The sequence below is a fragment of the Polaribacter sp. 20A6 genome, assembly GCF_011378915.1.
Lineage (GTDB): Bacteria > Bacteroidota > Bacteroidia > Flavobacteriales > Flavobacteriaceae > Polaribacter > Polaribacter sejongensis.
In genome coordinates this window covers 511,483-523,923 of sequence record NZ_WTPZ01000001.1, presented here as the reverse complement: position 1 = coordinate 523,923, position 12,441 = coordinate 511,483, and the positions used below count along the sequence as shown (strand labels likewise).

Annotated in this window: 7 protein-coding genes; all 7 read right to left on the bottom strand. The window is 30.8% G+C overall.

From position 1 onward, the window contains the following. Position 1 precedes the first annotated feature (1 nt). Positions 2-865, bottom strand: coding sequence for an alpha/beta hydrolase (locus tag GQS57_RS02155; protein WP_165730756.1), 864 nt, complete (start codon positions 863-865; stop codon positions 2-4). Positions 866-878: 13 nt separating this feature from the next. After that, the gene (locus GQS57_RS02150) at positions 879-3,680 is read right to left on the bottom strand and encodes a heparinase II/III family protein (protein WP_205860174.1); all 2,802 of its coding nucleotides are present in this window, start codon (positions 3,678-3,680) and stop codon (positions 879-881) included. Between the two features lie 5 nt (positions 3,681-3,685). Next, complete coding sequence (locus GQS57_RS02145; protein WP_165730754.1) at positions 3,686-6,361, bottom strand: hypothetical protein; 2,676 nt, start codon at positions 6,359-6,361, stop codon at positions 3,686-3,688. A 42-nt stretch (positions 6,362-6,403) separates the two neighbouring features. After that, entirely contained in the window at positions 6,404-8,071 is a 1,668-nt protein-coding gene (locus tag GQS57_RS02140; protein WP_165730753.1) for a sulfatase, read from the bottom strand. Positions 8,072-8,089: 18 nt separating this feature from the next. Next, a complete protein-coding gene (locus GQS57_RS02135) occupies positions 8,090-10,069 on the bottom strand; it encodes a glycoside hydrolase family 97 protein (protein ID WP_165730752.1) in 1,980 nt (659 codons plus the stop codon). Positions 10,070-10,134: 65 nt separating this feature from the next. Next, on the bottom strand, positions 10,135-11,613 hold the full coding sequence (locus tag GQS57_RS02130) for a sulfatase-like hydrolase/transferase (RefSeq protein WP_205860173.1): 1,479 nt from the start codon (positions 11,611-11,613) through the stop codon (positions 10,135-10,137). A gap of 6 nt (positions 11,614-11,619) precedes the next feature. Beyond that, positions 11,620-12,432: an alpha/beta hydrolase family protein gene (locus tag GQS57_RS02125; protein ID WP_165730750.1), complete on the bottom strand. Its 813-nt coding sequence runs from the start codon at positions 12,430-12,432 to the stop codon at positions 11,620-11,622. Positions 12,433-12,441 lie beyond the last annotated feature (9 nt).

The window sequence follows — 12,441 nt, the reverse complement described above, 5'->3', positions numbered from 1 at the left end:
TTTAAAGTGTTGCTTTCCCTTTTAAATAGCCTAAAGATTGTAAAAACAAATCGGTTTCAAGCAATGTTATTTTAAAGTATTTTGGACCTTCTTTTTTCCATTGATTAAAAAAACCATGTTCTTGTCCTTCATAAATTTTTACATCACATCTTCTATTAACTTTTTCCATTTTTTCTTTATATAAATAGGCTGTAGAAACCGGAATATGTTTGTCTTTACTACCTAATAAAAATAAAGTTGGTGGTGCTCCTTTTGTGATATTATGCATTGGCGAAATTTCTAAATACCGTTCTCCAACACGCTTGTACCCATACCCTTCTTTACTATTATCAATTACGGGGTTAAACAAAACCAACGCACTTGCTTTAGAACTTACCGATACATCATCTGTAATTTCATTTAAACCAGAAAGTAAAGATGTTGCCGCAGCTAAATGACCACCAGCAGAACCTCCTGATGCAACCATTTTTTTAGTATTAATTCCAAATTCTTTTGCATGAATTTTTAAATATCGCATTGCAGATTTAGCATCTTTTACAGACTCAAAAGGTGTTGTATTTTGTCTATTTTTAACTCGATAATCTACAACCACAGAAACCATACCTCTAGATGCAAAATATTTTGATTGATCTTCAAACTGGCTAATACTTCCACCATTCCATCCGCCTCCAAAAAAGAAAACGATGGTTGGATATTTTTTTCGCTTTTTAAAATTATCTGGAAAATAAAGACGAAGCATTAAAGAGTCTTTATTAACCACTTTATAAATTACATCTTTAGTTAGTCGTTCTTGCTTTTCTTGACTATAAGAAGAAGCAAAAATAAATAACCCCAATATTGTTAGAATAATTTTTCTAAACTCCATATTACATGTGTATTTATTTTTTATCAAATATAATTTCTGCTTTATCATACCCTTTTGCGATTTTAAATATAAGCTGATTTGCATTATTCCTATTAGTTGTTCCTTTTCTACTCGCTACAATTTTTCCGTTTTCATAAAGTTTTAAAGTTGCCGATTTTTCACTTTTTAAAACAGGCATATTTATAGTGATTGGTTCATCTGTTTGAAACCTAAAACCTCTTTTTATTTTTTCTATTGAAAACGTAAAAGGATTACCTGAGGATATGATATTCCATCCAAAATTTTCATATTTATACATTCCAGAAAGAAAGAGAAAATCTAATTCTTCATCTAATTGACGTGTAATAGAAACCAATCCTTTTTGGTAAAATGATTTTTCTACTGTTACATCATTTTCTGATGCATTTAATACAATTCTATCCTTGGTAAGATTATTATTTAATAAAACATTTATAATTTGAGAATTTGGATATTTCTCTATGGAAGCATAAGAAACATTCTTAATAGGGTTTTCTTCTCCTTTTATAAAAGGATTAAAGACCAACGCAAATGGATTTTTCCAAGAAGCATATTCTCTTTTTAAAATTAAGGTTGGAAGTTGTTTTTTTAAAACTTCTTTAGGAGCAGTTCCTTTACTAATTGCATTAGATTTTGGTGATTTAACGCTGTATATCGTTTGGTTTTCTGCGCCTTTAACCCATAATTTCATTAAATTATCTGGCTTATTTTCACTTTTTAAAGTAAACAATGCCGTAATATCTTTTGATGATTGTGTTTTAAGTTTATCTGTAAAATAATCATACCCTTTTAGATCTCCTTTTTCAGCGCTTAAATCATCAGTTACAGATAGTTTTAATGGATGTTCTTTATCATCATAAATATCTAAAGATTGACCTAAATTATGATAAATATACTCATGCTTTTGTGTTCCTTCTTGCTGCTTTTTAGATCTAAAAACATCAATAATATAACTCTTTGCTGAGTTCGATTTTACAATAGCTGTAAAACGTTGTTGGTCGGAAACTGTTGCTGGTTCAAAAAAGGATACTTTAGAAAATGTAACTTTATCAAAAGCTGGTTTTTCGCCAGAATTAGGATATGCATTGTCTAATCTAAAAGGATTGTAAGAACGCATAGCGCCATAGTCTGATTTTCCATCTACAACAACCGTATTGTGTGCCGGAAACTTAGAATAGAATTCTTTAAAATCACTATGCCAATAACTAGATCCTTTTCCCATATCTGGCCCAAGTGCATAATTATTTGCAAAAAGCTCTATAGAAAGACCATTTGCATGTGCATGATTACCAAAAGAACCAACCGTAGAAACCATTACTGCATTTTCTTTATCTCCCATTCTTTGGTTAAACATACTTACGTTTGAAGCATAAAATGTTTGAGATGTAAGATTTTTAATACTTGATAAATTTTGTTTTTTATTCGATTTTAATATGTCAGCATAAAAGAAAAGTTGAAAGAAGTCATCTGCTTTTCGTGTATATAAATCATCAGAAATCATTTTAGAAAGGATGTCAGAGATTAAAGTTTCTTTTGTTGTTTTATCATATTTTTGATAATTAGAAATTAGAAGTTCAAAATTTTCTGGCGGCAATATTTTATGATTTGCATCTCCAAAACCTATTGTATATCCGTTTGGAAATAAGTATTGAAATGATGCCAAAGCCGCTTTTTCAACTATCGGATAATTTAAAAATTCGTCTTTATTTGTAGCATGATCTAAAAGAGTAAAAATGCGTAAAAGTGTGGTAATTACGTGTACAGAATATGATGGAGATTCTGGCCAAATACCATTTTTATGATCGTAAACTAATAAAGATTCTTTTATAGATAATTGTCTATCTGTTGAGGTATCAAAAGTATGCTCTAAATAATATTCACTTCCTTTTCCATTTTTGTAGGTAGCATTATTTTCTAAAACCAAACCTATATACGTTAAAAAACGTGCTTGAAATAAGTTCCAATTATTATCCGGAATTCCGTTTTTTATAATTTGATCTCCCCATTTCTGAAACACCGCAACACTTGTGTCTAAATTAGTTTTATTGGTTTTAAAATAATCGTATAAAAAATCATAAGTAGTTACTAAGGAAACTACAATGCCTTCATGTATAACTTCAAATGTAGCCAAACCCGAAATATATTGTTGATTCGATTTTTCTAAATCAACCGGAGCTTCTCTATAATACATTCCGTTTATGTATTTAGAATACACAGGTGCTGCAAATTTTGCATATTTTTCATCATCAGTTAACCAATACAAAAAAGCAGCATCTTCTACTAAAGACATTATTTGTTCGTTCAGTTTCTCTATTCCTGTACCTGCTTTAGAAGGATGAATCCATTCTTTTTTACTTGTTTTCTTATGTTCCCAAAAAAGTCCTCTTTTATCATCAGAATAAGGTTCTATATTTTCTATTTTTGGTCGTTTATAATCTGTAGCCCAATCTCTAGAACCTGCAAATCTAACAGTTGCTACCGGAGCAGCATCTTTAGAATACGCAAAATCTCCTCCTTTTAAAAAGACTTTTTTATGCTTGGTGTTCCAGTTCATTTGTAATCTTGAAACTAACCAATTTGGATCTTTTTCTACATATTTAAGATATTTTTCAAGATTTTTCTTTTTCTTTTCTACTAAACTTTTCTTCCAAGAAACACTTTCTAACGTTTTAATAAATGCTTCTTTAGATTCGTTATTGGTATAAATTCTAGGATGTTTTTCTACTTGACCAAAAACAGTAAATGACAGCATCAAAAAAATAAACGAAATATAAAATTTTGAAAAATATTTTTTCATATTAATTATTTTATTTCAACATTATAACCTGCTGGGTATTCATTTAGTTTTCCTTTTTTAAGCTGAATTAAAACAGGTTTATCTGATGAATAATAATATTTACCATTTTTGTATTTTAACTCTGCTGAAACAGCTTCTTTTACGGCTGCTATTTTAAAATCATCTTTTTGTAAACTTTTCCCTTTTCCTAAATACAAGTATTCAAACTCTCCGTTTTTCTCTGAAGCAATTCCAAAAATCCCTTTAAAAGTTATATTCTTATCAACTTTATAAAAGACATCATCAATAGCGTTGCATATATATTGTTTGCTGTTTTTTGAAGTAACTAAAAGACTTATAAAATTTTCTGACGTTTTTAATTTAGATATATTTTTAATGGATTTCTCACCAGTTTCATACGTTTCAAAAACAGCTACAAACGGATGTTTTTTTCCATTGATATCATTTTGTCTTACAATTAAAGTAGGCGTACTTTCTGGACTTTTATTTACTTGACCTGGTGTAATATCGCTTCGTAATGTGGTTGGTGGTGCATCAACTACATACAAATCACGATTATTTTGTCCCATCATCCACATGTTTGTAATTAATGCAGGTAAAACCGCTGTTGTAGTCCAAGTTGCATTAAAATCATCTGCGTATTTTATCTTTTTCTGATTTTTGAAAAAAGCATAATTTTTATCATACTTTGTTCCTAAATCACTTACATTTTTTAAACTCAATGTTTTATTCACATCATTTTTTAAATCCATAGAATTCCCTAAATTGTGATGTATATAATCGTTATCTAATTGATCTGACCTAAAAACGTCTACATAATAACCTGTAATTTTAGAAGTACGAATCATGGCTACCAAACGACGTTTTTCATCTGCAGAAACATCAGTAAAAGACACTTTGTCTGATGTTTTTGTTGTGTTGTAAAAACCTGTTGCAGTATCTACAAACGGATTCATAGCATTTATAGTAATGTCTCCACTTTTATAACCTGGTAAAATGGTGTTAGAACCTGTAATTCCTCTATGATAACCTGCATCTTTAGACCAATACGATTCGTATGCTGAAGCATCAGGAGACATTGCCCAACCTTTTCCGTAAAACTGTGCTGCTAAACCGTTTTTAGTTAAATGAGACTTGTGTTTTCCTCCATATAAAGTAAACATCAATCCATTATTTTCATCGTTTCCATTTTTCATAATAATGTGTTTATGAAACGGAGAATAAGCGGCTTTATGAAACGGTAAATCACTACCAGAACCCAACAAAGGTTGATTAAAAATAATGCTTTGCCAGTCTGAAGTATTTCTATCATACTGACCTGATGCAATATTTTTACGGATTACAGTAGCCATTTTTTCAGCAGTTTCTGTATCACCTTCCCAAGTTGCATAAGTTAAAAGAGATTCGAAAGAAGAAATATTAGCGGGTCCACCACGCATATCTCCAAAAACCACTAAATTTCCTCGTGCATCTAACCATCCTAAATTTGCCAAAGCAGCCTTGGTTATAATAGGGTTACCGGCCAAAGTATTTATACCAGATTTATACAACTTTACGCCCATTTCTAATACTAAGGGAATCATACCAGAAGCATATCCTGGAGATTCTGGCCATAAACCTGTAGTTTTATTATAGAACTCCATGATTACAGGCAAACCTGCAAAATGATCTGACGCTTTTACTTCTGTATAAAACGGAATGTAATATTCTTTCCCTTTTCCATCCTCATAAAAATCATTAGACTCTAAAACAAGCATACTATTCAGTATATTTTTATAACGGTTTACATTCCAGTTTCCATGTTTCCCTCCTCTAATCAATCCAATTTCTATAAAACGTTTAAACACATTACCAGCAACTTCTGTAGTGGTTTTGTTTAATATTTTTAAATGAGGATGTGGATTTGCATTTAAATAATTATACAGAAAATCGTAAGCAGCAGCAGCAGGAATTTGTCTATCGTCATGAATCACTTCATAATCATAGAAGCCCATAATACCACCAGCTTCATAACCACCAGGTCCTTTAGTAGATTGCTGAGGATCTAAAGGTGGCTGCATATAATAGGTACCTAATAACCAAGTCCATAAAATATCCGAAGAAAATTTAGCATATTTTTCTTCTTGCGTAATATAATAGGCAAAAGCCGCTTTTTCTGCTAACTTTAAAATTTCCATGTTGTTTGCACGAATCATGTGTCCTGTTTCTTTATAAGGAATTAAAACAGGTGTTTTGTCTGCGCTAGATCTGCTAACCCCTAATAAATCTCCAGATTCGTTATACGGAATTCTATCTTCTAGAGGTACGTTTACATAATCATTCCAAGTACGCATACCAGGTAATCTTACTGTTGGTAAAGGTGCATTTCCTTCTCCATAATCCCAATTTTGTTTCTTAATATAACATTGTGTAAAATGTTCTCCATCTTTCCAATACATTGCTAAACGCGATACAATCCATTCCGGATCTTTAATATGACGCGTTACATAAGGCGTAATTTCTTCTTGTAATTTTTTCCAAGATGCTTTTGCCCAAACTTCACTTTCTATTTTAGACAAAATCTCTTGCCTATCAGATTTATCTGCAAAAACTCGAGGATGATCCCCTATTTTTTGAGCGTGTATAAAACTTTTTGTTAAAAATAAAATGATTAATAATGGAACTAATTTTGATAATTTCATCTGGATAAAAACTATTTTATGACTATTATTTTTAATTACTTTTTAATGAAGCGGAACTGTTTCTATATCTGGATTGTTCTTTGCTTCTAAATATTTTCTTAATATTTCTTGATCTAATTCTGAACTATCTCCATATTCTTTACGTAATTCTACTAATTGTTTTTTCAGTTTTATCACAACGTCTGCATACGCAGGATCATTAATAACGTTATTCATTTCGTTTACATCATTTTTACGATCATACAACTCCCATTCATCTACATCATAATAAAAATGAGCCAATTTATATTCTTGCGTAATAATAGCATAATGCCTTTTTACCATGTGAATCCCAGGATATTCGTAATAATGATAATAGACAGCATCTCTTGTCCATTCTTCATTATTACCCAATAATAACGGAATTAAACTTTCCCCTTGCATATCTGAAGGTGGCACAATATGAGCTGCCTCCAAAATAGTCTGGGCAAAATCTAAATTCTGCACCATTTCTGTATTTGTAGTTCCTGGCTTTATTACGTTTGGCCACTTTATTAATAAGGGTGTTTTAAAAGATTCATCATACACAAAACGTTTATCGAACCAACCGTGCTCTCCCAAGTAAAATCCTTGATCTGATGTGTATATAATAATGGTATTTTCATCTAACTTGGTTTCTTCTAAATAATCTAATAAACGTCCTACATTTTCATCAACCGAAGCAATACAACCTAAATAATCTTGCATATAACGTTGGTAACGCCATTTCATTAATTCGGTTTTATTCATAGAAGGATATTTCTTTTTAAAGTCTTCCATCATTGGTTTATAAACCGAATCCCAAACAGCTCTTTGTTCTTTATTCATTCTACCAACTTCACGCTCAAAAGCTTCTAAATCCCAACCAGACATATCTTTTATGCCTAATTCTGCCATCATTTCTGGATACAATTTAGAATCTCCAGCCCAATTCATATGCGTTAAAAGATTCATTTCTGCTGTTTTAGCAGCAGTTCCTCTTCCTTCGTAATCATCAAACAACGTTGCTGGTTCTACAAATGTTTTTTTTGTGTATTCTTTAAAATGACGAGGTGCAGGCAACCACTCTCTATGTGGTGCTTTTTGCATAGAAAACAACATAAAAGGTTTGTCTTCTTTTCTGTCATTTTTTAACCAATTTAGGGTCATATCCATAATGATATCGGTTACATAACCTTCAACTGTAATTCTACCATCGTTGGTGTTAAAATCTGGATTGTAATATTGACCTTGACCCGGAAGGATTTTAAATTCGTCTATTCCCTTTGGATTATTTCCGAAGTGTAACTTACCAAACATTGCTGTTTGATAGCCTGCCTTTTGCATCAATTGTGGAAACGTCATTTGAGATTCATCAAACGGAAAAACATTATCTACCTTACCATGAATATGTGTATGTTTTCCTGTTAAAATAGTTGCTCTTGATGGCGCACAAATAGAATTAGACACACAAGCATTGGTAAACTTTACACCTTCATTTGCAATACGATCTATATTTGGAGTTTCAATTAAATGATTACTATATGCACTTATTGCCTGATATGCATGATCATCAGACATCATAAAAATAATATTTGGTCTTTTTTGTGGTAACGTTTTTTTCTCTTTTTTTTGCTCTGTTTTACAGGAAATCACCATACCTATAAAAAGCAAAAGTGATATTTTTTTAAAAAAAATAATTCTATTTCTCATTTTAATATTTTATGGTGTTTATATTTTTACAATATGAATTACAAAACCATTATTCTTTTTTATGGTTAAATTTAATTTTGAGGTATTATTTATTTCAATTTCCTCTATTTTAACATGTGTTCTCGTTTTTACCGTTTCATCATCGGTATATACTTTTGCTTTATATGTTTGATGATCCGTTAAAAAAGAAAAGTCTAAAGAAACCTTACGTTCTGTATTTCCATTGATTGCTCCAACAAACCAATCATTTCCTTTTCTACGAGCTATAATTCCTATTTTAGTTATTTCGGCCTCTAACACTTTCGTTTGATCCCAAGTGGTAGGTACTGCATTAAAAAACTCTAATTCAGGTTCGTTTCCTATATGACGCGTATCGCCCCATAAACCATCTAATTTTTCTGGTGAAGCCGCTGGTTTGTCATACCAATATAAAAATTGTAGTGGACTAAAAATACAAACTGTTTTTGCTAATTGAGAAGCTCTAGATCCCATTTTATCAACTCTACTACTGTAATAACAAACCGTATTATCTGAGGCACCTGCAAGATTTCGTGTAAACATGCTAATTAAAGTATGTTCATTTGGTACTGTTTCCTCGTCTCCACGAATCCCCTCTTGAGTTAAAAGATTAGGATACGTTCTTGAAAATCCTGTTGGCCTATATTCATCATGTACATCTACAATTAGACCGTACTTGGCTGCTTTTTTTATAGCCTCATGCATCCATGTAGTTGCGTCTTGATCTCCAACACGTACAAAACCAAATTTAATTCCTGCTACGCCCCATTCTTTAAATAAAGGCAGTAATTCGTCCAATTGTTTTTCTAAAGATCTACGGTTTACGTATAAAATAAGTCCTATTCCATTCTCTTTTCCATAAGTAGTAACCGCTTTCATATCTAAGGGACCTTTTGATCTTTTTAAATCTAAAGTAACAGTAGTGGCATCCGAACTATTTTTCATTTCATCTCCATACCAGCCTGCATCAAACATAATATATTGCATATTGTGTGAAGCGACAAAATCTATAGCGGCAAAAGCTCCTTGGGTTGTTAATGTAGTTTCTCTTAAAACTTTTCCTGGTTTAATCCAAGATTCGTCAGCAATTTTAGATGGATCGTTTAGGTTTTGAATTATGTAATTATTTTCTAAAAGTTCACCTTCATTTTCCCCCATCATTACTACTCTCCAAGGAGATTGAAAAGGTAGTTTTTTATAAATGTTTAAACCAGTTTCTCTTTCTGCTAAAATAGCACCTGTAATAGTATCTTGTTTTTGATCATTCATTTTACCATCTAATGTTGATAAAATACTGTATTTAGAAGAAGTCCCTTTATCAAAACTCAATCTTGCATAATCCACTAGTTTTGCTTCTGCCAAAGCAATTATTAAACTATCATTTATTTCGATAACTAAAGGTCTTTCGGAACCTACTTCTAACTCCGTTAAAGGAATTCTTTTATATTCTCCTTGTGCCGTTAAAACACCTGGACCTCTTTTAGGAGTTGACCAAAGCTGATGGTTTTCTTTAAAGTTATAATGAATTTTTTCTCCTAAACTTATTTCTGTAATATTTTGTTGATTCGGAATTTCATAAGCAAAAGCAATTCCTTCGTTATAAGCTCTCCCTATAATATTAAGGTAACTATCACCTAATTTTAAATATATTTTAACTTGATTGTAATTATCTGGAATAATACTTAATTCACTAAAATTAGAGTTCCATTCGTTTTCTACTGTAGACTCTTCTATATTTAAAACTGACACTTCTCCTAAAAAATCTATTTCTTCAGAAACAAGCTCTAACACAGAGGGTAATACTACTTCTTTATTTTCGTATTTTATAGAAAACGAAAGTTCGTTATTTTTCTTATTCTCTAAAAAAGTGATTTTTTTAGTTTCATCTGGAGACCTTAATTCTATAAATTTTGGCTTGTTACAGTTAAATAATAACAAGAAAATTAAAACAATTACATACTTAATTGATAAATTATTCATATAATCTTATTTTTTTTAACATTTAACACCAGTTCTATATATTTGATATAATTAAAGAGTAAATATCAATTTTCACGCACCCAAACATGACTCCCGTCTAATAATTCTTTATATTGAATTTCGAATTCTTTTTTAATTTCATTAAAAACTTCTAATTCTTTTAAAGACAAATCTTGTAATTCTTTTTGATCTTCCTTCATATTAAATAATTGAAAATCTGTTAGTTTGGCACTTTTTACAAACGCTTCGTTACCATCATATAAATTATGAATATTTGGTAATGTTTTATTATCGATTTCTAAACGTCCCATAATTTTCCAATCTCCCATTCTCATAGCAACTCTTCTTTCATTTAAAGCATCATAAAAAGCCCAAATTAAAGGTGTTTTTCTATCAAAATTACCTGTATTTAAAAGTGAGTTAAAAGATTCTCCATCCAATTTTCTATTTGGTAATTTTGCGCCTGATAACTCTGCAAATGTTGGCAAAAAATCGAGTGCAGAAACTACTTTATCAAATGTACCTGTATAAGTTTCTTTCCCTAGCCACTTTACAATTCCGGGTACTCTAAAACCAGCTTCGTTTGTCCATAATTTCATTCCTTTTAATTCTCCAGGAGAACCGTAAGAATGTTTAGCTTTTGGATGTCTATTTAATGTTTCAGGACCGTTATCTGAACTAAAAACGATTAAAGTGTTCTCTCCATAATTTTTTTCGATATATTCAACTAATCGTCCAACAGCAATATCCATATTTTCTACATTGGCAAAATATTCTGCTTGTTCTCTATTTTTTGATTGCGGTAAATATTTTTGAACCAAATCTTCTGGAGACGCAATAGATTCATGTGGTTCATGAAAAGCAACTTCTAAAAAGAATGGTTTATCTGAGTCTTTTTTATTTAACCAATCAATAGCTTCTGTAACTACAATCTGACTACTAAAACCTTCCATTGCTCCTACTGCTACTCCATTTCTAATAAAGTTTTTTGGATTTTTATGACTTGGTGAAGCATTGTTGTGTGTAGCCATCCAATGATCGAAACCAAAATCGTTTGGTTGCGGTTGTTTATCAGAATTAAATTGAGAACTACAATGCCACTTACCTACCAAACAAGTTTCATATCCTACTGATTTTAGCATTGCAGGAATTGTTTCTTCATGAGCCTGAAGGTGTACTAAATCTCTATTATCTTCACTTTTTTTATGACCAGGAATAAAGTCGTAAACTCCTGCTCTATTAGGACTTCTACCTGTTAACAAACCAACTCTAGAAGGGGAGCAAACTGGTGCTGCCGAATAAAAATTAGTTAATTTAATTCCGGATGAAGCTAATTTGTCTAAATTCTCTGTTTTAATAATAGGATGTCCAAAAGAGCCCAAATCTCCATACCCTAAATCATCACATAAAATCACAATAATATTTGGTTGTTTTACGCTTTCCTTTATAGTAATTTTACCATCAGATTTTGATGTTTGTTTTGATTTACAAGAAATACTTATTACAAGAATAATGAGTAATACATATTTTAATTTGTTCATCATCTTTATTTAATTATTAAAGAAATCGTTAAAAAACAATAGTTGATATTTTATAGAATTACTCCAATATTTGTTGGTATGTCCACCAGGTCTTTCTATATAATCATGTGGAATATTTCTTTGTAATAATTTTTTATGAAGTCTTACATTAGCATCATAAAAAAAATCATCTACACCACAATCAAAAAGAATTTTCAAACTGGTTTTATCTAATAAATACACCATATTTATTACCGTATTATTTTCCCAAGTTTGTTTATTATCAGCATAAACACCCAATCTTTTTGAAAGATCCCATCCTAAAGGAAACGGTCTAATATCTACACCACCACTCATACTTGCAGTTGCTCCCCAAATATCTTGATGTTTAAAAGCTAAATACAAAGCTCCATGACCTCCCATAGAATAACCAGAAATTGCTCTATTATTTTTGTTGATAATTGTATTGAATGATTTGTCTATTTCGGTAACTAATTCTTCTGAAATATAGGTTTCATATTGCATGGTTTTATCAATAGGGCTATTAAAATACCAACTTGTTTTGTTTCCGTCCGGACAAACAATAATTACATTATATAAATCTGCATATTTTTTTAATTCTGGTGCTTTTTTTAACCACGCTTTATAATCTCCACCAGCTCCATGCAATAAATAAACAACAGAATATGCTTTTCCTTTTTTTGAATATGAATCTGGAGTGATTACTACATTTTTTATATGCTTATTCATCGATTTACTATACAAATTTAAAGTATCTACTTTAGCTGCAAAAAGCTGAAGTGAACAACAACAAAAAAGTATAAATCCGAATATATTTTTCATGTTATAAAA